The organism is Acidimicrobiia bacterium (assembly GCA_030584185.1).
In the GTDB taxonomy this organism is placed as follows: Bacteria; Actinomycetota; Acidimicrobiia; order Spongiisociales; family UBA11373.
This window is the reverse complement of sequence record CP129495.1, coordinates 1,892,106-1,914,735: the sequence shown is the minus strand read 5'-3', so window position 1 is coordinate 1,914,735 and position 22,630 is coordinate 1,892,106. Positions and strand designations below refer to the sequence as shown.

The window sequence follows — 22,630 nt, the reverse complement described above, 5'->3', positions numbered from 1 at the left end:
GGCGCAATGGCCCTGGATCCGCTGCCGACCTGTCCGGCCTGCGGCGCGCCCCGCGAGGAGGGTGATCGCTACTGCCGGGCGTGCGGCGCAGCCCTGCAGCTGGTCTGCGCCTTGTGCGGGACACTGCTCACCCCCGGCGACCGGATCTGCCCCACCTGCGGCGCTCCCCGCAGGGGGGCCGCGGCCGGCGTCGAGCACCGACTGGTGACCGCCATCTATGTGGATCTGGTCGGCTCGACGGCCCTCGCCGAGTCGCTCGACGCCGAGAATCTGGCGGCGGTGGTGGGGGCGCTCCACGAAGCGGTACGGGTGGAGGTGCACGAGCGAGAAGGGTCGGTGGGGGCGTTCATCGGCGACGGCGTGCTCGGGGTGTTCGGACTGCCTTCCGCACACGACGACGATCCCGACCGGGCGCTACGGGCGGCGCAGGCGATCCTGGAGCGCCTCGGGGAAGTGAACCGTGGTTTGGGCAGACGCTTCGATGTGGAGATCGCGGCCAGGGTCGGCATCAACACAGGAGACCTCTTGGCGCCGATATCTTCCGACCCCGACCTGGGCACGCTCGCCGGCGATGTGCTCAACGTCGCCGCCCGTCTCCAGGAGATGGCGCGCCCCGGCGAGATCGTGGTCTCGGAGCGCACGGCACGGTCCGCCCCCCGGTTCCGGTTCGACGACCTCGGGGTGGTGGACGTCAGGGGAAGGGCGCGCCCGGTCCACGCCTACCGGGTGTCCGGAGAGGTCGACCATCCGCGCCTGGCGCTCCATGGCCCGTTCCTGGGGCGCGGCGAGGCGCTGGAGGCACTGCGTGGCGCCTTCAAACGCGTGACCGCGGAGGGCAAGCCACACCACGTGGTGATCGTGGGCGACCCGGGTGTGGGGAAGAGCCGACTGGTGCGCGAGTTCGTCGACTGGGCGATGGGGGGCGACCCCACTGTCACCACACTCACCGGCCGCTGCCTCCCCTACGGCGAAGACGTCGCCTACCGCCCGCTCGCCGACGTGCTCGGCGATCTGGTGGGTGCCACCGCCACCACCGACCCCGAGTCCACTCGAACCCGTCTCGAGCAGATACTGGATCGGTCGCGAGAGCCGGGGGACGAGGAGCCGTCGGTGGATGTCCTGCTGGCGTTGGCCGGCCTCGCCGAACCGGACCCCACAGTCTCTCCGAGACGCCTGCGGGAGCAGCTGCGCTCGACCTGGCGCAGCCTCTTCTCGGCGATCGCCGACGACGGGCCCCTCCTGGTGGTGATCGAGGACGTCCACTGGGCCGGGGACGCCCTCATCGACCTGCTGGAGCACGTCGTCCGTCGCGGGAGCGGGCCGCTGCTGCTGCTGACGCCGGCCCGACCCGAGGTGCTCACCCGGTACGCGCGGTGGTCGGAAGGGGCGGTCGAGACCGTATTGGTCCCGCCGCTGGAGCCCGAAGACGCCCGCAAGCTCGCCACCCGATTGCTGGTCGATGCCCACCTCCCGGCGCGCGACGCCGACCAGGTTGCCGACCGCGCCGACGGCAACCCATTCTTCCTCGAGGAACTGGTCCGACAGCTGGTGGCTCACCATCGCGACGCCGCCCACGACCACGAGCCTGAGCTGCCGGCCACGATCCAGGGGGTGATCGCCGCCCGCATCGACCTGCTCGGGCCCCAAGAGCGGCGGGTGCTCAGAGCGGCTTCGATCATGGGCCGCTTCTTCTGGCCGGCAGCGGTCGCCCATCTCACCGGGCTTACCCCCGACGAGGTGGCCGCTTCACTGGGGCGGCTCGAGGAGCTTCACCTGGTCAGGGCGAGCCTGCGTTCTTCGCTCCCGGGTGAGCCGGAGTACCTCTTCCAGCACAGCCTCATCGGCGAGACCGCCTACGGCCGCCTCTCACGCGGCGATCTCGCCCGCCTTCATGGTGCCATGGCCGAGTGGCTGGAGCAGAGTGTCTCGCTCGACCGCCCCGACTTCTCCGAACGGCTGGCCCATCACACGGCGAGCGCCCTGCTCGCTGCCGAGGCGACCGAAGGCTTCCCTCCAGGCGAGGTCGCCCGACTGCGCACCCTGGCAGTGACGCGACTGGTGGCCGCTTCGGCCCGCGCCCGGGAGCGGGCCGCCTTCGGCCGTTCCCTGGAGTTGGCCCGGCAGGCACAGCAGATCGCCGGGGGCTCGGACGACCAATGGCGGGCCATGGAACAGATGGGTCTGACCCACCTCGCAGACAACGACGGCGACGCCGCCTGGGACTCGCTCACCAGGGCGGTGGAGGCGTACCGCAGGCTGCAGGCGCCCGACCCGGCCGTTCTGGCGCGCCTGGCGGCCGCCACCGTCGAGTCTCCTCTGCGCTGGGCCGGAACGATGCGCAAGAAGCCGCCGGCCAAAGAGGTGGGCGACATGGTGAGGCTGGGCCTTGCCAACGCCGGCACCGCCGACAGCGAGGCCCTATCGGCCCTCCTCACCGCCGTCGCCTTCATCCCGCTGGCCATCGCCGACGGAACCGGTGATGTCTCGATCGCCGAGGCAGAGGCGGCGGCACGGCAGGCCCGGGAGATGGCGGTGCGGCTCGGCCTGCCCCACGCAGAGTCGGCCGCGCTGGACGCCTCGATGAACCTGGCGCTCGCCACCGGGCGAATCCAGCAGGCTGCCGATCTGGTGGAGAGGAGGCTGGCACTCGCCGACGCCGTATCCGATCCATATGAAGTCGGCGACACGTACGCCATGGCCGCCGCCCTCGCCTTCGACCTCGGCGAGTACGCCGAGGCGGTGAGCCGTGCCGATCGGGGTTTTGCCCGAACCATCGACGAGGCCCCCAACGTGGCACTCCGCACTCTTTCCTGGGCCGCCCAGGCGCGCGTCCACACGGGAGACTGGGACGGTGTCGCCGAAGCGCTCAAGACCGCCCAGTCGCTCCTCGACGACGAGCGCCGCTCCCGGCCGCCGCTGATAGTCGCCCGGTTGTACGCAGCCGCCGCAATGGTCGCCGAGTTCAGAGGGAGGCGAAGCCAGGCGGACCGCCTTCTCGACGTGCTCACCGAGACCTGGCGCACCACCTATCTGTCGGCGACCCATCCCCACCCTCAGGCGCTGTGGTGCCGCCAGGTGGGACCCATCTTCCTGCGACGGGGGGAGTTCGACTCCGTGGCGGAGATGGTGATCCCGGTGCCTCCCGCCCAGGTGCGCCGCGAGGGTGACCGGCTGGCGCTCCGCTGCGACCTGATCGCCGCCCGACGCCAGTGGACGCATGCCGACGAGGCGATCGCCGAGGCGAGGGCCGCCGGACAGGCCTATGGGATGCGGGCACTCCATGCATACGCCGATCGTCTGGAGGGCCTCGCCTCGGTGGCCGCCGGCGATGCCACCGGCGGGCGGACACTTCTGACCCGGGCGAGAGAGGGTTTCGCCAGGCTCGGCGACGCCTGGGAGTCGGAGAGGACCGCCCTGACCCTGGCGGAGACCGGAGCGACCGTCGACCTCGATGCCACCTGCTCCTTCTTCGAACGAATCGGGGCGGTGGACGAGGTGGAACGGTGCCGCCGGCTCCTCCGGCGCAATCCCTAGGGCCGCTGCTCCACCCACTCCCGCCATGCGGGGCGCTCCGAGCCCTGCCTGGAGATCATCCCCATCGATCCGAAAGGCTGTGGTGCATCCTGGTCGTACAGGAAAGACCACACGTAGAAGGCCATCTCGGGAGCCGGCAGCAGGTCGGGCAACCGGCTCACGAAACGATGCTGCAGGTCGGGAGACCCCGAGTGTTCGCCGAGGCTCCCGCCCGACTGCCATCCCAACTCCGTGATCACCACAGGTCTGCCGCCGGCGAGCTCGCCGAGGCGGGTGTAGTAGTCGTCGGGAACGTCCTCGGGTTCGGCGAACACCAAGCCGGGATACGACGTGAACCCGATCACGCCGGCATCGGGGAACATGTCGATCAGATCCCAGGCAGCCGCTTCGGTGTCGTTGGTTCCGCCGAACAGACCCCCTTGGAGTCCCGACAGCCGCTCCAGTTGGAACACAGGAAAGACGAGCGTCTCCGGCGAAACATCGGCGACCGCCGTCGCGACGGCGGCGAACAGGTCGACGAACCGATCGAACCCGTCAGGATCGACACGCCACAGCGTGTCCACCTCGACGCCGAATCCGAGGAACGGCGGCCGATGGGCTGCGGCGTACCGAGCGGCAGCGGCGACGTATCGATCGAAGACCTCCTGATCGATGGGCCGCAAGAGGGTCCCGTCGGAGGTATGAAATGTGCCCCCGACACTCACCACCAGATCGCCGCGCTCCTCGGCCAAGGCGTGGACGACGGCGAGAGCCGAGCCGGGCGCCTCCTCCCACTCCAGGGCGTCGGCGACGTGTTCGATCAGATCGGCATGCGCGGCGGCGGTGTCGAAGAATCCGACAAGGCCTTCGGCACCGAAGTCTCTCGGCGACAGTGAGAATCCCCTGAGGGGTCCTGCGGCCCGTGGTGGGGCCGACACGGCGACGCCGGTGATCTCCGTCGGGGTCGAAGGAGACCCGACACATCCGGACAGGAGCACCAGGAGGACTGCAGCGGTGACCCCCGCCGGTCGTACCCGGCCTCTCACCGCCGGGCCGTCATCCCGAGGTGAGCAGCCTCAGGGCACGCCGGTAATGGGCCATGCCCTCCACCCGCCTGATGAATCCGGGCGATGCGCGAAACCGCCTTGCGATGGCGTCGTACGGCTCTCCGGCGGCTCGCCAGGCGAGCACCCGGTCCTCGAAGGCCTTGGGGTATCGCCGCTCGGCATCTGCCGAGCGCGGAATGTGCACCCAGCGCAGCACCCGCTCGATGTGGCCCGCGCTCCGCTTGAATGCGGCGGCGATGTCGGCGATGTCGTGCCCGGCGTCGCGCATGGCGAGGACGCGTCGCTCGAAGGGTCGAAGGTCGTCGTTGCTCGTCATGCATCCACCGTAGCGTCGAGCGATGCGCTAACCGAGGCCGCACGCCCGGCGCACCGCCTTGAGGAGCCCCTGAGGGTCATCGGTGCCGATCCGCAGCTCTCGGCCGGTGTCAAGTTCGAGGCGCACCGCATCCAATCCGGAGACGTTCCACAGCCACCCCGCACCCATGTACCTGATTCCCCAGCCGTACCACCAGCGATTTCTCACCGTGTCGGCAGCCATCACCGAGTCCAGCGAGACGCTGCGTCGCGGCCAGCCGCCACCGAAACGCACCTCGATGCGGCCGTCGACCTCGACTGTGAGCACGGTGAAGGTGACCGCCATCCACGCCAGTACGAGCGCGAAGGCTACGGCCGCCGATCGCACCACCCATGGGACATCGGACCCGAACACGCCCAGGGCCAAGGACAAGCCCGACGAGGGAACCATGATCAGCAACGGCCATCGCGCCCGCTGCACACGCCGGTAAGGCAGCGACGGATCGACGGACGGCGACCCCATCACCCCGGGGGGCCGGCCTCGACTTCACTCACGCCACCCGAGAGTAGGCCGACCACGCGATCCACGAAGTCCTTGACGCTCATCTCGGCAAAGCGATGCAGCACCGCACGATCGATGGCGCGGCCAACCGCCCCCAGCGGCGGCTTGTAGGTCCCTTGGAAGAGCACCTGGGTGAGGTTGTCGCCCATCGGGGCGACGGTGAGCTCGGCCTCCATCGTGGGGAACAGGGCTGGCGTGCCGGTGGCCCACCAGACGAGCGGGATCGAGGTGGAAGCCTCGCCCCGGTTGGGTGAGCCCATGTCGAGTAGGACGGTCTTGGCGATCCCCGACCCGCCAACACGCGCCACGAGGTCCTCCCCGCGGCGGTAGGCGACGTCGGCCGACCTGTCGAGCCCGTCGCCGAGCGCCACCAGGTCGGCTTCGACCTCGGCGAAGGGTCTCTCGACCATTCCGTAGTACTGGACGAACACGCCGACGAGTTCAGCAACGGCCCCGCCTCCTGAATAGGGCCGATTGCCCATACTCCGGTCGACGGATGCCGGCCGCTGACCACCCGGTGAGATCCTTTTGACAGCACCCGTCCGGCAGGGCACCATGCGCGCCAGCCGAAGCGGGGACCCGAAGGTGCAGCAGGAGGCCTACGAGGGCAAGGCGAAGCGGGTGGTGCCGCAGCCCGACGGGACCGCACACATCCTCTACAAGGATGACGCCACCGCCTTCAACGGCCAGCGCCACGAGCAGTTCTCCGGCAAGGGCGCCCTCAACAGCCGGATCACCGAGATGCTGTTCGAGTACCTCGCCGATCGGGGGATCGCCACCCATCATCTGGGCCGCGTCGACGAGCGGACCCTGTCCGCCCGTCTGGTCGAGATCGTTCCCATCGAGGCGGTGGTCAGATTCAAGGTCGCCGGGTCGCTGGAGAAGCGGACCGGCCTCGACTACCTGACGGTCTGCGAACCACCGATAGTCGAGTTCTACTTCAAACGAGACGACCTGGGTGACCCCATGATCAACGACGAGCATGTCGCCTTGCTCGGACTGGCCACGCAGGGCGAGGCCGACGAGATCCGGGAAGCCGCCAGGACGGCGGCGCTGCTGCTTCGGGACCTGTTCAGTGGAGCCGGGATCGACCTGGTCGATCTCAAGTTCGAGTTCGGTCGTTCCGGAGACGGCGACATGCTCCTCGCCGACGAGATCTCACCCGACACCTGCCGGTTCCGCGACCTGGAGACCGGCGAGATCCTCGACAAGGACCTGTTCCGGTTCGATCAGGGAGACCTCCTCGCCGGCTACCGCAAGTTGCTGGAACGCCTCGAGGCGGCACTGGACGCCACCGACCGTGTATCGGGTTGACCTGACGGTTCGCCCTCGTCCTGGGGTCAAGGATCCTCAGGCGGAGGCGGTCCAGGAGAGCCTGCAGCGGCTCGGCCGGGGCGGTGTGTCGGTGTCGGCGGTGGGCCGGGTGCTGTCCATGCTCATCGACTGCGACGACGCAAACGAGGCGCATCGCATCACCGCGGACCTGTGCGACCGGCTGCTGGTCAATCCGAACCTGGAGTCATACGAGATCGCCGTGACGGAGGAGTCATGACCGGGCCCCGGGCGGCGGTGATCGTCTTTCCCGGGTCCAATGGGGACCGCGACCTCCTCGAAGGGCTCCTGGCGGCCGGCTTCGACGCCTTCTTGCATCCCTCCGACCGCCCTCTTCCCGACGGGATCCAGCTCGCCGGACTTCCCGGTGGCTTCTCGTATGGGGACTACTGGAGGGCTGGGATGCTCGCCAGCCAGGAGCCGTCCGTAGTGGATCTTCCCGGGTTCGTGGCCTCTGGCGGGCTGGTGATCGGGGTCTGCAACGGGTTTCAGATCCTGGTCGAAGGGGGCCTGCTCCCGGGCGCCCTCGGCTACAACGACCCGGCAGGGTTCCGGCATCGTTGGGTGACCGTCGAGGTGACGGACCAGGCGTCGGGCCCGTGGTTCTCGGCGCTCGAGCCGGGCGACCGGATGCTCCTCCCCATCGCCCATGCCGAGGGCAACTGGTTCCACCCCGATGGCTTCGATGCCGTGGCCGACCGGGTGCCCCTGGTGTACGAGGAGAACCCCAACGGCTCGCTGGGCGACCTGGCCGCCCTCCTCGACGACACCGGCCGGGTCCTGGGCATCATGCCCCACCCCGAGCGGGCATCCCATCCCGATCTCGGCAGCACGGATGGACTGCTTCTGCTCTCCGGGGCCCACCGATCGATTCTGGAGGGGGTGAGGGGATGATGCCCGGGAACCTCGGAGCGCGCCGGCACCGGAGCTCTCGACCATGACCACCGCCGGGACACTCGCCGGCCGCCGCCTGGCGGTGGCGATGGGGCTCGACGAGACCGAGTACGACGCCATCGAGTCGGCGCTGGGTCGCGAGCCGAACCACCTCGAGCTGGCGGTGTTCGCCGGGATGTGGTCCGAGCACTGCTCCTACAAGTCGACCCGGGCACTGCTAGCCGGACTCCCCACCACCGGACCCGGGATCCTCGCCGGGCCGGGCTCGCACGCCGGCTGCGTCGACGTCGGTGACGGCTGGGCGGTGGCGTTCAAGATCGAGAGCCACAACCACCCCAGTGCCGTCGAGCCCTACCAAGGGGCTGCCACAGGAGTGGGAGGGATCCTGCGCGACGTGGTGGCCCAGGGAGCCCGTCCGGTGGCGGTGCTCGACGCCCTCTGCTTCGGCGATCCGGGCTCACCTCGAGCCGAGTTCATTCGCGAGGGCGTGGTGGCCGGGATCGGCGGATACGGCAACTCCTACGGGGTCCCCAACGTGGGGGGCCTCACCATCCACGACGCCCGCTACGAGGGAAACCCTCTGGTGAACGCCCTTGCCGCCGGCCTGGTTCGCCACGACGAGATGCGCTCGGCGGCAGCGGTGCCCGGAGCGGCGGTGATCTACGTGGGGGCGACCACGGGTCGAGACGGGATCCTCGGCGCCGCCTTCGCCTCCGAGGAGCTGGGCCATGAAGACGACCACGGTGGCCGCCGCTCCCATGTGCAGGTGGGCGACCCGTTCATGGGAAAGAAGCTGATGGAGGCGGTGCTGGCCTTCACCGCCGCCGACGGGCTGCTGGCCGGTCAGGACCTGGGCGCCTGCGGGATCGCCTGCGCCACTGCCGAGATGGCCGCCGCCGGAGGGGCCGGGATCGAGATCGACCTGGAGAAGGTGCCGCTGCGGGAGCCCGACATGGAGCCCTTCGAGATACTTCTCTCCGAGTCGCAGGAGCGGTTCATGCTGGTGGTCGACGCGAGAGGCGCCGAGGCGGCCGTGGGGCGCTTCCGCTCGGCAGGCGTGGCGGCGGCGGTGTGCGGTCGTGTGGTCGATCACGACCGGATGCTGGTGCGTCACAACGGCGAGGTGGTGGCCGACCTCCCGGCGGCACTGGTCGCCGACGGTGCTCCGCTCCGCCGGTGGGCCGGGGTGGAGTCGCTGCCGAAGGCGGTGCCGTATCCGCCGATCGAGCCGCCCGCCGACCTCGGCGAGACGCTCCTCTCCCTGCTGCGCCTTCCCGGGCTCGGCGATCTCTCCCCCGTCTACGAACGCTACGACCAGACGGTGGGAAACCGCACCATGCGCGGACCGGGACAGGGCGAGGCAGCGGTGCTGCGGCTCCCCGGAGAGGACCGCGCCTTCGCCCTCTCCCTGGTGGGCGGTGGCGACGCCTGCGCCGTGGATCCCAGGCTCGGGGTTCAGTGCCTCCTCGGTGAGGCCGTGCGCAATCTGGCCTGTGTCGGTGCCGAGGCGGTGGCGGTCACCGACGGCATCAATGCCGGGTCGCCATCGGATCCGGCCGAGTTCACCCGTCTGGCGGAGACCATCGCCGGGCTCGGTGACGGCCTGCGCGCCCTGGGTCTGGCCGTCACCGGCGGGAACTGCTCCCTGTACAACGAGTCCCCCATCGGCGCCATACCGCCCACTCCGATGATCGGCGCCCTCGGGCTGATCCCCGACCGCAGGCTCGTTCCCGCCCCCGGCTTCACCGAGGGCGACGTAGTGCTGCTGGTCGGGAGCCCGTCCTCCGGCCCCAACCTCTCCGCCTACGGCCGGCTGAGGACGAAGGAGGTCGGTGGCCCCGCTCCCGCGCCAGACCTGGAGACCGACCGTGCCCTCGCCGGGTTTCTCCTCGAGCAGATCCGGGCGGGCCGCATCCGGGCGGCGAAGGACTCGGCCCGAGGCGGGCCGGCAGTTGCCCTGGCCAAGCTCTGCCTGCGCTCGGGAACCGGAGTCCGCGTACGCCTGGAGCACGATGGACGCCCCGATTGGGCTCTGTTCGGTGAGCCGGCAGGGGTGGCCTGGGTGGCCATCGGTGAGGAGCACCACCAGGCGGTGCTTGATGCGGCCACCGCTGCGGGCCTCGCGGTCAAAGCCTCGGGGACGGCGGGCGGCGACGGGCTCGTCGTCGACGGGATCCTCGACCTCGCCATGGACGAGGTGGCCGCCGCTTTCCGGGGATCGCCATGAACCCGCATCTTCCCTTCGACGAGCTGCGCGAGGCGTGCGGGGTGGTTGCGGTGTACCACGAGGCGGCCGCCGTCCCCCTGGCCCACCGCGCCCTCTTCGAGCTGCAACACCGCGGCCAGGAGGGCGCCGGAATCGTCTCCATCGACGACGCCGGCACCCACCACGTCGCCAAGGGCCGGGGCCTGATCGCCGAGGCGTTGCCGGTCCACCGCATCGAGGGGATGCCGGGTGACCGGGCGATCGGACACTGTCGGTACTCGACCGTCGGCCTCGACGAGAACATCCAGCCGTTCCTGGCGAACACCCCGTATGGGCGGGTGGCCATCGCCCACAACGGAAACATCAAGAACGCCGACGACCTGCGCGACGAGCTGGAGGCCGACGGGGCACTGGTCTCGACCACCCTCGACACCGAGTTGCTGGTGCACCTCATCGCTCGATCGCGGGCGCCCGACTTCGCCGCGGCGCTGCAGCACATGGCGGCAGCGGCGGTCGGGGCCTACTCGCTGACCATGTTCTGCGACGGCCGCATATACGCCCTGCGCGATCCCAACGGGCTGCGCCCGCTCGTGCTGGGTGAGATCAAGGGGGGCTGGGTCATCGCCTCCGAGACCTGTGCCCTCGAGGTGCTCCGCGCCGCCGACGTGCGCCAGATAGAGCCGGGAGAGCTGGTGACCATCGGCCCCGAGGGCGTCGAGACCAGGCAGCTGCTGAAACCTGCGGCGCTGGCGCCGTGCGTGTTCGAGCTGGTCTACTTCGCCCGTCCCAACTCGACGGTGTTCGGCCAGGGCGTCAACGAGGCGCGCACCCGGATGGGCGAGGAGCTGGCCAGGGCGGACGCCGCCGCCGGATTCCGCGCCGACGTGGTGGTGCCGGTGCCCGACTCGGGCGTCCCGGCGGCCATCGGCTACTCGCGCGGTTCCGGCCTTCCGTACGAGAAGGCGATCCTGCGCAGCCACTACGTGGGGCGCACCTTCATCCTCCCCGACCAGGATGCCCGCACCTCCCAGATCGAGCTCAAGCTGTCGGTGGTGCGACAGGCGGTCGCCGGCAAGCGGGTGGTGCTGGTGGACGACTCGATCGTGCGGGGCAACACCTCGATGCAGATCGTCAAGATGATTCGCGAGGCCGGGGCGTCCGGCGTCGCCCTGCGGGTGGCGAGCCCTCCTATCGCATGGCCCTGTTTCATGGGGATCGACACCCCGCGGCGCGAGGAACTGGCCATCAACCGCGAGGGATCGCCTGCCGGGGTGGCGGCGGCGATCGGGGTGGACGACCTCGCCTACCTCTCCGCCGAGGCCTTGCGCCGGGCCGCCGGCGGCGGGGAGCACTGCATGGCGTGCATGACCGGCGAGTACCCGATATGACCCGTGAGGGGGGGCCGCTCACATACGGCAAGGCCGGAGTCGACGTGTCGGCCGCCGCCAGGCTGTTGGATCGGCTCAGCCCGGTGATCGGGGCCACGCGCGGGCCGGAGTGGGTCGACCACCCCTCCCCGTACGCCGGCCTGATCCGGCCCGAGACCGGCACGATGGCAGATCCGCTCATCGCCGCCACCTGCGACGGCGTGGGCACCAAGCTGCTGCTGGCGCGAGGACCCGCCGACTTCGAGGGCCTGGGGGTCGACCTGGTGGCGATGAGCGTCAACGACCTGCTTCCCCTCGCGGCCCGGCCCATCCTGTTCCTCGACTACCTGGCGACTGCAAGGCTGGACCCGGAACGGATCGAGGCGGCGATCCGGGGGATCGCCGCCGGCTGCCGTGAGGCGGGCTGCGCGCTCCTCGGCGGAGAGACGGCCGAGATGCCCGGCATGTACCCCGACGGCGAGTTGGAGATGGTCGGGTTCGCCGTGGGCATGGTCGACGCCGAACTGCTCCCCGACCCGACGACGGCGAGGCCGGGCGATGCCGTAGTCGGACTCCCGTCGACCGGGCTCCACTCCAATGGATTCTCGCTGGCCCGCGCCGCACTCCTCGAGAGGGGCGGCCTCGACCTCGACCATGAGGTCCGTCCAGGGATGACCCTCGGCGACGAACTCCTCACCCCGACCGCCATCTACGTGCGTCCCGTGCTCGACCTGGCGGCAACGATCGGATTCAAGGCGGCGGCGCACGTGACCGGTGGCGGCCTGCTGGGGCGGGCCGGTGCCATGCTTCCCACCGGGCTGGAGGTCCGGATCGACCCGGCCGGCTTCACCCGGCCGCCCGTGATCGACCTGGTGGCGACCCACGGCGGCGTCGAGGAGGCGGAGCTCGCCGCCACCTTCAACATGGGGTTGGGCTTCCTGGCCGTGATCGCCGCCGACGACACCGCCGCCGCCGTCGAGCTCGGATGGCGGCTCGTCGGCGAGGTGACCGACGGCAAGAGACGGGTCGTGTTCGGTGATGTCGCCGTCTGATGACCGGCCCCGCTTCGCCATCCTGGCTTCGGGGCGGGGTTCCAACGCCGCCCGGCTGATCGACGCCTTCGCTGCCGGCACCATCCCCGCCGATCTGGTGCTGGTGGCCACCGACAACCCCGGGGCGCCGGTGCTCGAGGAGGCGGGGCGGCGGGGCATTCCAACCGCCGTGGTCGCCTTCGACGGCTCCAGACGGGAGCACGAGACCAGGATGTTGGAGGTACTGCACGAGGCCGGGGCGGAGCACCTCCTCCTCGCCGGCTACATGAGGATCCTGGGCGCCGGGTTCCTCGAGGCCTGGCCGGGCCGGATCCTCAACATCCACCCCTCCCTCCTCCCCGAGTTTCCGGGGCTCGATGCTCCGGCGCGGCAGTGGGAGGCCGGGGTGACGGTGGCCGGAGCCACCGTCCACCTGGTCGACGGCGGGGTGGACAGCGGTCCCATCCTTCTCCAGGGCCGCATCGAGGTGAGAGGCGATGAAGGGCCCCACGGGCTCGCCCACCGGATACTCACCGAGGTCGAGCACCGCATCTATCCGCGAGCCGTGCGGCTGCTGGTGGATGAACTGTGCGACGAGGCGCCCGATCCGGGAAATGTCCGGCGCGCCCTGATCAGCGTGTCCGACAAGGCCGGAGTCGCCGAGATGGGAAGGCGACTGGTCGCCTGCGGGGTCGAACTGATCGCCTCGGGGGGCACCGCCGCCACCCTGGCCGATGCCGGGGTGCCGGTCACCCCCGTGGAGTCGATCACCGGAGCACCCGAGGTCCTGGGCGGCCGGGTGAAGACCCTCCATCCGGCTATCCACGCCGGGATCCTCGCCGACCGCCGGCGTCCCGACCATCTCGCCGACCTCGATCGCCACGGCCACCTTCCCATCGACCTGGTGGTGTGCAACCTGTATCCCTTCGAGGCGGCACTGGCCGGCGGGGCCGCCCGCGACCGCCTGGTGGAGGAGATCGACATCGGCGGCCCCACGATGCTGCGGGCGGCGGCAAAGAACGCCGACGGAGGCGTCGCCGTGGTCGTGAACCACGCCGACCACGCCCGTGTCCTGAGCTGGGTCGAGGCAGCGGGTCGGATCCCCCAGGCCGTGCGCCGCGACCTGGCAGCGACGGCGTTCGCCCGGGTCGCCGCCTACGACCGGGCCATCGCCATGTGGTCACAGGAGGGTGCCGAGGTCGACCCCGGCCTCCCTCACTTCGTCGCCGGCGCCCCCCTTCGCTACGGCGAGAACCCCCATCAGCGCGCCGAGTTGCTCGTCGAGGATGGCGGCCGGGGGGTTGCCGCCGGAACCCTGCTGCAGGGGAAGGCGCTCTCGTTCAACAACCTCCTCGACCTCGATGCCGCCTACCGGGCGGCCCACGGCGAAGGAGGGCACCGCTGCGCCGTGGTCAAGCACACCAACACCTGCGGGCTGGCGGAGGCGGAGATGCAGGCCGACGCCTTCACCGCGGCGCTCTCCGGCGATCCGATGGCCGCCTTCGGCGGGGTGATCGGCTTCAACTCGGCACTGGAGGGGGCCACGGCGGCGGCGATCAAGGAGTCCGGGTTGTTCGTGGAGTGCATCGCCGCCCCCGCCTTCACCGCCGAGGCGATCGCCATGCTGGCGGGAAGGACCAACCTCCGACTGCTCGAGGTCCCTCCTGGGGATCCTTCCCCCGGTCGCACCTTCCACACCATCGGGGGCGGACTGCTGGTCCAGGAGGCCGACCCGGGGCCGGCTCCGACCACCGAGTGGAAGACGGTGACCCGCCGCCCGGCCGACCCGGAGATGCTCGCCGAGATGTCGTTCGCCATGCGGGCGGTGGCGCTGCTCAAGTCGAACGCCGTGTGCGTCACATCCGGGCGAACCCTGCGCGGGGCCGGCGCAGGCCTGATGAGCCGGGTCGACGCCACCCGGCTCGCCCTGGAGAAGGCCGGGCCGGCCGCAAGGGGTGCAGTGCTCGCCTCGGATGGATTCTTCCCGTTCGACGACTCGGTGCGGGTGGCCGCCGTCGCCGGCATCGCCGCCGTGGTCCAGCCGGGGGGCTCCAAGCGTGACGACGAGGTGGTGGCGGCCTGCGACGAGCTCGGCCTGGTCATGGTGCTCACCGGACGCAGGCATTTCCGCCATTGAGAGGGGAGCCGCATTGCGGGTGATGATCGTCGGTTCCGGCGGCCGGGAGCACGCCATGGCCAGAGCCCTCGCATCGGGTCCGGGAGTGGAGATTCTCACCGCCCCGGGCAACCCGGGAACCGCAGCCCTCGGGACCAACCTCGACCTCCCGGCCGATGACGTTCCCGCCCTCGTGGCCACCGCCCGGGATCACCGGGTCGAACTGGTCGTCCCCGGACCGGAGGGCCCGCTGGTGGCGGGTCTCGCCGACGCCCTGGTCGCGGCCGGGATCCGTTGCGCCGGCCCCGGCCGCGCCGCCGCCAGGCTGGAGGCATCCAAGGCCTTCACCCGCCAGGTGGCGGCCGAAGCCGGCGTCCGCTCCCCCGTCCACCGCCTCGTGTCCGACCCGGCCGAGATCGAGGCAGCCCTCGCCGGGTTCGCCGACCCTCCCGTGGTGAAGGCAGACGGCCTGGCGGCCGGCAAGGGGGTGATGCTCCCCGACGACTTCGACGAGTGTCGTCGCCTCGGAAGGGAGCTGCTCGGTGGAGGCCTGGGCGAGGCGGGGAGACGCATCGTGCTCGAAGAGCGCCTCTTCGGGATCGAGGCGTCCCTGTTCTACGCCTGTCGCGGTACCGCCTTCGTGGCCCTTCCCCATGCCCGCGACCACAAGCGCCTCCTCGAGGGAGACCAGGGCCCGAACACCGGTGGTATGGGTGCGGTGAGCCCGAACCCGGCAGTCGGCACCGACCTGGAACGGCAGGTGGCCGACGAGATCATCCGCCCGGTGCTCAGGGTGATGGTGGACCGGGGGACCCCCTTCCACGGCTTCTTGTTCGCCGGCCTGATGCTCACCACCTCCGGCCCGGCGCTTCTCGAGTTCAACGTCCGCCTCGGCGACCCCGAGGCCCAGGCGATCCTTCCCCGGATCGAGCAGGGGCGATTCCTCGAGGTCTGCTCCTGGGTGGCCGGCCAAGGTGAGGACCCGCCCCACTTCGGGATCGACCCCGATCCCACCTGTGCAGTGGTGCTGGCGGCGGCTGGCTACCCCGAGTCGCCCCGGCGCGGCGATCCGATCGAGATCGACCCCGCCGTGGAGCGCCCCGACCGCTGGTTCATCCATGCCGGGACCGCCGCCGGCGGCGGAGGGCTGATCACCGCAGGTGGCAGGGTCGGGGCGGTGGTCGCTCGCGGCGGAGACGCCACCACCGCCCGCCGCCTCGCCTACGACGGAGTGCGCCTCGTACGATGGGAGGGCATGACATATCGACGCGACGTGGGAGCGGAGGTGAACGGTGGGTGAAGAGACGCCACTGGTGGCGGTGTTGGTCGGGTCGGCCTCCGACGAAGAGCAGATCCGGCCGTGCCGCCAGGCGCTGCAGCGTTTCGGCATCCCCCACGAGGCAAGGGTGCTCTCGGCGCATCGAACCCCGGACGACCTGGTCGAGTACGTGACCGGGCTTCGGGAGCGCGGCGTAGAGATCGTGGTGGCGGGAGCCGGCATGGCCGCCCACCTGGCAGGAGTCGTCGCCGCCCATACCACCCTGCCGGTCCTGGGGGTTCCCATGTCATCTGGAGCGCTACAGGGGATCGACGCCCTCCTCTCCACGGTGCAGATGCCCCCCGGGGTGCCGGTGGCCACCCTCGGGATCGGAGCCGCCGGTGCCCGCAACGCCGCCTACCTGTGCGCTCGCATCCTCGCCGGGCGGCACCCCGAGGTGGCGCAGCGGATGGCCGAGGTTCTCGAGGCCGATCGGGAGAGGGTGCTCGGCGCCTCGCTGCCGCCGATCGACTGACGGCACCGCCGACTCCCTATCCTGGGCCGATGGGGCGATCCGCCGACGTCGTGGTCTGCGGTGCCGGGATCGCCGGCGTCGCCGTCGCTCACCATCTAACCGCCATCCTCGGGGTGCCCGACGTCGTGCTCTGCGACCCCCGGCCTCCGTTGACGCTGACCTCCGACAAGTCGACCGAGTGTTATCGCAACCTGTGGCCCAACGCTTCGATGGTGGCCCTGATGAACCGATCTATCGACCTGATGGAGGAGTTCGCCCGGGCGAGCGGCAACGCCTTCGGGCTCAACCGACGCGGGTACCTGTACGCGACCGCCGACCCGGACCGCCTGGAGGCGATGCGGGCCGAGGCGGAGGCCGGCGCCACGCTCGGGGTGGGGCCGCTCCGGGTGCACGGCGGCGCCGCCGCCGACCCCCCGTACCTTGCGTCGCCGCCCTCGGGCTGGGAGGGAGTTCCGGCCGGGACCGACCTGATCACCTCCCCCGGACTGCTCCACGATCTGTTCCCCTGGCTGGGCCCGAGCGCCGTCGGAGCACTGCACGTCCGCAGGGCCGGATGGCTGTCGGCACAGCAGCTGGGTGCCTGGCTCCTCGACGAGGGACGCCGCCACGGGCTGACCCTGCAGCAGCGGGCGTTGACCGGTGTGCGCCTCGGGTCGGGCAGGGTGACCGGAGTCGACCTCGACGACGGCAGCCACCTCCCATGCGGCGCCTTGGTGATCGCCGCCGGGCCCATGCTGGGTGAGGTCGCCGGCCTGCTGGGAGAGACACTTCCCGTCCAGTCGGAGGTGCACCTCAAGGTCTCCTTCGCCGACGTCGCCGGTGCGATGCCCCGCCAGGCTCCGATGGTGATCTGGTCGGACCCGCAGGCACTCGGATGGTCTCAAGAGGAGCGCGTGCTCCTCGAGTCGGAACGCCGCGTCGATCTCCTCGGGGAACTGCCCCGGTTCTGCCACGGGAGGCCCGAAGGCGGCCCCGACTCCAACTGGGCGCTGGCCCTCTGGGAGTACCACAAGCGAGTGCAGGAGCCATCGTGGCCCCTTCCCGACGACCCGTTGTTCGCCGAGGTGGTGCTGCGCGGCATGGAGGCCATGCTCCCGGCGATGGCCTCCTACCGGGACCGCCTTCCTCGCAGCGTCGTCGACGGCGGGTACTACACGAAGACGCCGGAGAACCGTCCCCTGGCCGGACCGATGGAGACACCGGGCGCCTTCGTCGCCGGAGCACTCTCCGGGTTCGGGATCATGGCGGCCTGCGGGCTGGCCGAGATCGCCGCCCTCCACGTAACCGGTGGCACGCTCCCGGACCACGCCGCAGGCTTCTCCCCGCAGCGGTATCTCGACGCCGGCTACCTGGTCGAGGTCGCCGCCCTCGAGGCCACCGGCCAGCTCTGAGGGTTCTTAGGGCCGGAAGTCCCTAGCCGCGGCGACACCGCCCGGCGCACCAACCGCCAAACTGCCACGGCGTTCACGGGCAGGAGGGATCCGCGGTGCCTGGAATCTCGAGAAGGGCGTTTCTGAAGGCGACGGCAGGCACTGCCGCCGCATACGCCGCGGCGCGCGGCTGGAAGCCGGCGCTCGCCTACTTCCAGGCGGCCGAGGCGATCGAGAACCCGCTGCTCCACTACCCGAACCGCGACTGGGAGACGATCTACCGCGACCAGTACCGGTACGACGACTCCTTCACCTTCATCTGCGCCCCAAACGACACCCACATGTGCCGGCTGCGAGCCTTCGTGCGCAACGGGGTGGTGATCCGCACCGAGCAGAACTACGACGGGGGCAACTACCGCGACGCCGAGGGCAACTCGTCGAGCCGGGCCTGGAACCCCCGTGGCTGCCTCAAGGGCTACACGGTCCACCGTCGGGTGTACGGCCCGTACCGGCTCAAGCAGCCGATGCTGCGGGCGGGATGGAAGCAGTGGGCCGACGACGGCTTCCCCTCGCTCTCCGACGACCCCTCGCTGCGAACCGTCTACAGGTTCGACGCCCGCGGCGACGACGATTTCGTCCCGGTGACCACGGAGGAGGCCGACGCCTACGTGGCGCGCGGCCTCGAGGCCATCGCCCGCACCTACAGCGGCGAGGAGGGACGCAAGCGGCTCATCGACAAGGACGGGTACGACCCGGAGATGCTCGAGTTCTGGGAGCACTCCGGAGTGCGCACCATCAAGATGGGGTCCTCGCTGCCGATCCACGGCGTGGCCGGCAAGTTCGGCCTGTTCCGCTTCGCCAACATGCTCTCGCTGCTCGATGCCAAGGTGCGCGGCGTCGGCCCCGACGAGGCCCAGGGCACGCGCGACTGGTCGGAGTACACCTGGCGCGGCGACCAGGCCCCCGGCTTCCCGTTCGTGCACGGACTGCAGACCACCGAGACCGACTTCAACGACCTCCGCTCCTCACGGCTGCTCATCCAGGTGGGCAAGAACCTGGTGGAGAACAAGATGCCGGAGAGCCACTTCTTCCAGGAGATCATCGAACGCGGCGGCAAGATCGTCTCCATCGTCCCCGAGTACGGGCCGCAGTCGTCCAAGTCCGACTACTGGATCCCGATCCGGGCCGGCCTCTCCGACACCGCCCTCTTCCTCGGGATCGCCAAGGCACTCATCGATCGCGACCTGGTGGACCACGACTTCTTGAAGCGCTTCACCGACCTTCCACTGCTGGTGCGCCTGGACACGCTGACCAGGCTGCGGGCCGACGAGCTGTTCCCTGGCCACGTGTCCGACCTCGACCCCGAGGGCCCGTCGTTCACGGTGCATGCCATGACCCAGGAGCAGCACGAGGCGATCGGGGACCGCGTGGTCATGGGCGCCGACGGGACCCCGGTTGCGATCAACCGCGAGGACGTGGGTGACCGCATGGTCGACAAGGGCATCGATCCGATGCTCGACTTCCGGGGGACGCTGACGCTGGCCGACGGCTCCAGCGTCGAGGTCGCCACGGCGATGACCATGTACCGGGAGCACCTCACCGACTACGACCTGGACACCGTGGTCGACATCACCGGCGCCCCCCGGGACCTGGTGGAGCGCCTGATCGAGGATCTGGCCACCATCAAGCCGGTCGGGATCCACGTCGGTGAGGGCATCAACCACTACTTCCACGCCACCTTGCACAACCGGGCCGTGTACCTGGTGGCGATGCTCACCGGCAACGTGGGCAAGCCGGGGGCCACGGTCAGCACCTGGGCGGGCAACTACAAGGGCGGCATCTGGCACGGCGCCCCGTGGTTCGGGCCCGGAGTCGGCGGCTTCGTCAACGAGGACCCCTTCTCGCCGCTGCTCGACCCCGATGCCCGATACATCGAGGGGACCCTGCGCCACACCATCCACGGCGAGGAGATGTACTGGGGGTACGGCGATCGCCCCCTCGTGGTCGACACCCCCGCCGAGGGTCGCAAGGTGTTCACCGGGAAGACCCACCTCCCCACCCCCACCAAGGCCTTCTGGTACAACAACGCCAACCTGATCAACCAGGCCAAGTGGCACTACCACCTGATCCACAACGTCAACCCGAAGGTCGACATGATCGTGGATCAGCAGATCGAGTGGACCGGCTCTGCCGAGCACGCCGACGTGCTGCTGCCGGTCAACTCGTGGATGGAGTTCCAGACGCTGGAGATGGCCGGGTCCTGCTCCAACCCGTTCCTGCAGCTGTGGAAAGGCGGGATCGACCCGCTCTACGAGACCCGCGACGACATCGCCGTGTTCGCCGGGATCGCCAAGGCCCTCACCGACCTCACCGGCGACCGCCGCTTCACCGACTACTTCCGGTACGCCGATACCCCCGAGGTGTACCTCGACCGGGTCCTGGCGGGTTCGTTCACCACCGAGGGCTACACGGTGGCCGACATCATGGCTGGCAAGTACGGGGAGCCGGGCGGGGCCCTGATGCAGTACCGCACCTACCCCCGCTTCCCGTTCCGGGAGCAGATCGTCGACTCGCTCCCCTTCTACACCGACACCGGCCGCATGAACTCCTATGTCGACCTTCCCGAGGCGATCGAGTACGGCGAGAACCTGATCGTTCACCGCGAGGCGGTGGAGGCCACCCCCTACCTGCCCAACGTGATCGTCTCCACCAGTCCGTTCCTACGCCCCAACGACTACGGGATCCCGCTGGACGACATGGACGCCGACCGGCGCCAGGTACGCAACGTGATGATGCCCTGGTCGCAGGTGAAGAACACGGTCAACCCGCTGTTCGAAGACGGCTACCAGTTCCTCTGCCTCACCCCCAAGTCGCGCCACTCGGTGCACTCCTCGTGGGCGGTCACCGACTGGCACTGGATCTGGAACAACGGGTTCTCCGACCCCTATCGGGCCGACAAGCGGCTCCCCGGTGTGGGCGACGCCCAACTCCACATGAACCCCGATGACGCCAGGGCGCTCGGGATCGCAAACGGCGACTACGTGTGGGTGGACGCCAACCCGGCCGACCGTCCCTACGTGGGGGCATCCGAGGCCGACGAGTTCTACGACGTTGCCCGTCTGATGGCCCGGGTCTCCTACAACCACGCCTACCCCAGGGGCGTCACCATGCTCAAGCACGCCTTCTACATGGCGACGACCCGCACCGTGCGCGCCCAGCGGGAGCGGACCGACGGCCGGGCGCTGTCGCCGACCGGGTACCAGGCCTCGTTCCGCCACGGCAGCCAGCAGAGCATCACCCGCGGCTGGGCGCCTCCGATGCACCAGACCGACACCCTGTTCCACAAGCGGGCGGCGGCGATGGGGTTCATCTTCGGCTTCGACGTGGACAACCACGCCGTGAACACGACGCCAAAGGAGACCCTGATCCGGGTCACCAAGGCCGAGCCGGGTGGTGTCGACGGCAAGAGCGACTGGGAGCCGGGGACCACCGGGCGCAGCCCGGGCGGGGAGAGCTTCACCATGCAGCAGTACCTAGAGGGCGGGTTCGTCACGGTGCGGGGGCAGGCATGACCTGGCAACCCGTCGACATCGCCCCCCGAGGCCCCGCCGCCGACAAGGAGCTGGAGCAGGATGACCCGTTCGAGCTGGTGGCGGTCACCTACCCCGTGGACGAGGCGGCCGACTTCGAGATGGCCCGCTGCATCGTCGAGGAGTACGCCCTGATGGGCTGGGGCCGGGAGCAGGTGGGCCGCCTCTTCACCACGCCCCTGTACGCCGGGCCTCACGACGTGTACCGGCGCCGGGGCGACGAGTTCGTGGAGCGTGCAGTGTCGGCAGTTTTCGGAGAGGGGAACTGATGGCGACCGTCCACAACTGGCATCTCGGACGGGATATGGAGTACCAGCACCCGGGTGGCGCCTACGAGCGCCAGTTCGCCGCCGTGTTCAACATCAACCGCTGCATCGCCTGCCAGACCTGCACCATGGCCTGCAAGTCCACCTGGACCCACTCCCCGGGCCAGGAACTGATGTGGTGGAACAACGTCGAGACCAAGCCGTACGGTGGCTATCCCAGCGGCTGGGACGTCCGCACCCTGGCCCTGCTGGAGCAGGCCAACCCTGCCGGTCAGGTGTGGCAGGCCGCCCCCGGTGACGACTCCGCCCCCTACGGTCGCTTCGACGGGCAGACCGTGTTCGAGGCGGCGCCCGCCGGCGAGCGTGTCCTCGGGTTCATCCCCGAAGAGGCCGACTGGAAGGCACCCAACCGCTACGAGGACCACGCCACCGCAGCCCCCGCCGCCGGCGTCAGCCTCCCCGAGCACACAGGCTGGTTCTTCTACCTGGCCCGCATCTGCAACCACTGCTCCTACCCGGCTTGTCTCGCCGCCTGCCCCCGCAACGCCATCTACAAGAGGCCCGAGGACGGGATCGTGCTGGTGGATCAGGAGCGCTGCCGGGGATACCGCAAGTGCGTAGAGGCCTGCCCGTACAAGAAGACGATGTACCGACCTACCACCAGGGTCACCGAGAAGTGCATCGCCTGCTACCCCCGCATCGAGGGAACCGATCCCCTCACCAACGGTGAGCCGATGGAGACCCGCTGCATGACGGCCTGCGTCGGCAAGATCCGGCTCCAGGGGCTCGTCGAGGTGGGCGACGACGGCGTCTGGATCGAGGACCCCAACCACCCTCTCTACTACCTGGTCCACGAGGAGCGAGTCGCCCTCCCCCTCTATCCACAGTTCGGAACCCAGCCCAACGTGTACTACATCCCACCCCGGTGGGTGCCCCGCAACTACCTGCACCAGATGTTCGGGCCCGGAGTGGATCATGCCATCGATGCGTACACCCGCCCGTCACGGCGCCTGCTGGCCGTCCTCCAGCTGTTCCGCGCCACGCAGCAGATCGTGTTCTCCTTCGACGTCGAAGAGGGCTCCAAGCTGGGAGAGATCAACGTCGGCGGAGAGCCCCTGGAGATCTTCGACGACGTGGTCGTCGGTTTCGACCGCAACGGCAAGGAGATCGTCCGGGTGCGGGTCGAGGACCCGCTGGTGGAGCGTCCTACCAAGCTGAACTCGATATGA

Annotated in this window: 18 protein-coding genes; 14 read left to right on the top strand and 4 right to left on the bottom strand. The window is 70.0% G+C overall.

Annotation, left to right across the window (positions count from 1 at the left end; translation table 11 throughout):
• The first annotated feature begins 6 nt into the window (after window positions 1-6).
• Window positions 7-3,534: an AAA family ATPase gene (locus QY307_09910; GenBank protein WKZ82382.1), complete on the top strand. Its 3,528-nt coding sequence runs from the start codon at window positions 7-9 to the stop codon at window positions 3,532-3,534.
• On the opposite strand, the gene QY307_09905 is transcribed toward QY307_09910, so the two are convergent.
• The 4 genes from QY307_09905 to QY307_09890 are packed head-to-tail and all read right to left on the bottom strand — an operon-like array spanning window position 3,531 to window position 5,867.
• Window positions 3,531-4,559, bottom strand: a complete 1,029-nt coding sequence (locus QY307_09905; GenBank protein ID WKZ82381.1) for a hypothetical protein — start codon at window positions 4,557-4,559, stop codon at window positions 3,531-3,533. The genes QY307_09910 and QY307_09905 overlap by 4 nt on opposite strands.
• Window positions 4,560-4,569: 10 nt before the next feature.
• Entirely contained in the window at window positions 4,570-4,896 is a 327-nt protein-coding gene (locus tag QY307_09900; GenBank protein WKZ82380.1) for a hypothetical protein, read from the bottom strand.
• 27 nt (window positions 4,897-4,923) lie between these two features.
• The gene (locus QY307_09895; protein WKZ82379.1) at window positions 4,924-5,397 is read right to left on the bottom strand and encodes a hypothetical protein; all 474 of its coding nucleotides are present in this window, start codon (window positions 5,395-5,397) and stop codon (window positions 4,924-4,926) included.
• Window positions 5,397-5,867, bottom strand: a complete 471-nt coding sequence (locus tag QY307_09890) for a hypothetical protein (protein ID WKZ82378.1) — start codon at window positions 5,865-5,867, stop codon at window positions 5,397-5,399. Before QY307_09890 ends, QY307_09895 begins: the two co-directional genes overlap by 1 nt.
• A 124-nt stretch (window positions 5,868-5,991) precedes the next feature.
• On the opposite strand from QY307_09890, the gene QY307_09885 reads away from it, so the two are divergent.
• The 13 genes from QY307_09885 (at window position 5,992) to QY307_09825 (ending at window position 22,630) form a co-directional block, all read left to right on the top strand.
• Window positions 5,992-6,750: a phosphoribosylaminoimidazolesuccinocarboxamide synthase gene (locus QY307_09885; protein ID WKZ82377.1), complete on the top strand. Its 759-nt coding sequence runs from the start codon at window positions 5,992-5,994 to the stop codon at window positions 6,748-6,750.
• Window positions 6,737-6,988: a phosphoribosylformylglycinamidine synthase subunit PurS gene (purS, locus tag QY307_09880; protein ID WKZ82376.1), complete on the top strand. Its 252-nt coding sequence runs from the start codon at window positions 6,737-6,739 to the stop codon at window positions 6,986-6,988. The genes QY307_09885 and purS overlap by 14 nt, the downstream gene beginning before the upstream one ends.
• Window positions 6,985-7,662 carry a phosphoribosylformylglycinamidine synthase I gene (gene purQ / locus QY307_09875; protein ID WKZ82375.1) on the top strand — a complete coding sequence of 226 codons (678 nt, stop codon included), beginning with the start codon at window positions 6,985-6,987 and terminating at the stop codon, window positions 7,660-7,662. Before purS ends, purQ begins: the two co-directional genes overlap by 4 nt.
• 43 nt (window positions 7,663-7,705) lie before the next feature.
• Window positions 7,706-9,889: a phosphoribosylformylglycinamidine synthase subunit PurL gene (gene purL, locus QY307_09870; GenBank protein WKZ82374.1), complete on the top strand. Its 2,184-nt coding sequence runs from the start codon at window positions 7,706-7,708 to the stop codon at window positions 9,887-9,889.
• Entirely contained in the window at window positions 9,886-11,256 is a 1,371-nt protein-coding gene (purF, locus tag QY307_09865) for an amidophosphoribosyltransferase (GenBank protein ID WKZ82373.1), read from the top strand. Before purL ends, purF begins: the two co-directional genes overlap by 4 nt.
• On the top strand, window positions 11,253-12,287 hold the full coding sequence (gene purM, locus QY307_09860; GenBank protein ID WKZ82372.1) for a phosphoribosylformylglycinamidine cyclo-ligase: 1,035 nt from the start codon (window positions 11,253-11,255) through the stop codon (window positions 12,285-12,287). Before purF ends, purM begins: the two co-directional genes overlap by 4 nt.
• Window positions 12,274-14,403, top strand: a complete 2,130-nt coding sequence (gene purH / locus QY307_09855) for a bifunctional phosphoribosylaminoimidazolecarboxamide formyltransferase/IMP cyclohydrolase (protein WKZ82371.1) — start codon at window positions 12,274-12,276, stop codon at window positions 14,401-14,403. The genes purM and purH overlap by 14 nt, the downstream gene beginning before the upstream one ends.
• A 22-nt stretch (window positions 14,404-14,425) precedes the next feature.
• Window positions 14,426-15,682: a phosphoribosylamine--glycine ligase gene (gene purD / locus QY307_09850; GenBank protein WKZ82370.1), complete on the top strand. Its 1,257-nt coding sequence runs from the start codon at window positions 14,426-14,428 to the stop codon at window positions 15,680-15,682.
• The gene (purE, locus tag QY307_09845) at window positions 15,675-16,175 is read left to right on the top strand and encodes a 5-(carboxyamino)imidazole ribonucleotide mutase (GenBank protein WKZ82369.1); all 501 of its coding nucleotides are present in this window, start codon (window positions 15,675-15,677) and stop codon (window positions 16,173-16,175) included. The genes purD and purE overlap by 8 nt, the downstream gene beginning before the upstream one ends.
• A gap of 29 nt (window positions 16,176-16,204) precedes the next feature.
• Window positions 16,205-17,566 (top strand): FAD-dependent oxidoreductase, encoded by a 1,362-nt coding sequence (locus tag QY307_09840; GenBank protein WKZ82368.1) that lies wholly within the window; start codon window positions 16,205-16,207, stop codon window positions 17,564-17,566.
• Window positions 17,567-17,661: 95 nt separating this feature from the next.
• The gene (locus QY307_09835) at window positions 17,662-21,117 is read left to right on the top strand and encodes a molybdopterin-dependent oxidoreductase (protein WKZ82367.1); all 3,456 of its coding nucleotides are present in this window, start codon (window positions 17,662-17,664) and stop codon (window positions 21,115-21,117) included.
• The gene (locus QY307_09830; GenBank protein WKZ82366.1) at window positions 21,114-21,404 is read left to right on the top strand and encodes a hypothetical protein; all 291 of its coding nucleotides are present in this window, start codon (window positions 21,114-21,116) and stop codon (window positions 21,402-21,404) included. The genes QY307_09835 and QY307_09830 overlap by 4 nt, the downstream gene beginning before the upstream one ends.
• The gene (locus QY307_09825; GenBank protein ID WKZ82365.1) at window positions 21,404-22,630 is read left to right on the top strand and encodes a 4Fe-4S dicluster domain-containing protein; all 1,227 of its coding nucleotides are present in this window, start codon (window positions 21,404-21,406) and stop codon (window positions 22,628-22,630) included. Before QY307_09830 ends, QY307_09825 begins: the two co-directional genes overlap by 1 nt.

Bases quoted from the DNA above. Each gene is read 5' to 3' on its own strand.
- QY307_09910 (WKZ82382.1), top strand. From the start codon at position 7: ATGGCCCTGGATCCGCTGCCGACCTGTCCGGCCTGCGGCGCGCCCCGC.
- QY307_09825 (WKZ82365.1), top strand. From the start codon at position 21,404: ATGGCGACCGTCCACAACTGGCATCTCGGACGGGATATGGAGTACCAG.
- QY307_09895 (WKZ82379.1), bottom strand. From the start codon at position 5,397: ATGGGGTCGCCGTCCGTCGATCCGTCGCTGCCTTACCGGCGTGTGCAG.
- purL (WKZ82374.1), top strand. From the start codon at position 7,706: ATGACCACCGCCGGGACACTCGCCGGCCGCCGCCTGGCGGTGGCGATG.
- purD (WKZ82370.1), top strand. From the start codon at position 14,426: ATGATCGTCGGTTCCGGCGGCCGGGAGCACGCCATGGCCAGAGCCCTC.
- purM (WKZ82372.1), top strand. From the start codon at position 11,253: ATGACCCGTGAGGGGGGGCCGCTCACATACGGCAAGGCCGGAGTCGAC.
- QY307_09900 (WKZ82380.1), bottom strand. From the start codon at position 4,896: ATGACGAGCAACGACGACCTTCGACCCTTCGAGCGACGCGTCCTCGCC.
- QY307_09840 (WKZ82368.1), top strand. From the start codon at position 16,205: ATGGGGCGATCCGCCGACGTCGTGGTCTGCGGTGCCGGGATCGCCGGC.
- purH (WKZ82371.1), top strand. From the start codon at position 12,274: ATGTCGCCGTCTGATGACCGGCCCCGCTTCGCCATCCTGGCTTCGGGG.
- purQ (WKZ82375.1), top strand. From the start codon at position 6,985: ATGACCGGGCCCCGGGCGGCGGTGATCGTCTTTCCCGGGTCCAATGGG.
- QY307_09830 (WKZ82366.1), top strand. From the start codon at position 21,114: ATGACCTGGCAACCCGTCGACATCGCCCCCCGAGGCCCCGCCGCCGAC.
- purF (WKZ82373.1), top strand. From the start codon at position 9,886: ATGAACCCGCATCTTCCCTTCGACGAGCTGCGCGAGGCGTGCGGGGTG.
- QY307_09885 (WKZ82377.1), top strand. From the start codon at position 5,992: ATGCGCGCCAGCCGAAGCGGGGACCCGAAGGTGCAGCAGGAGGCCTAC.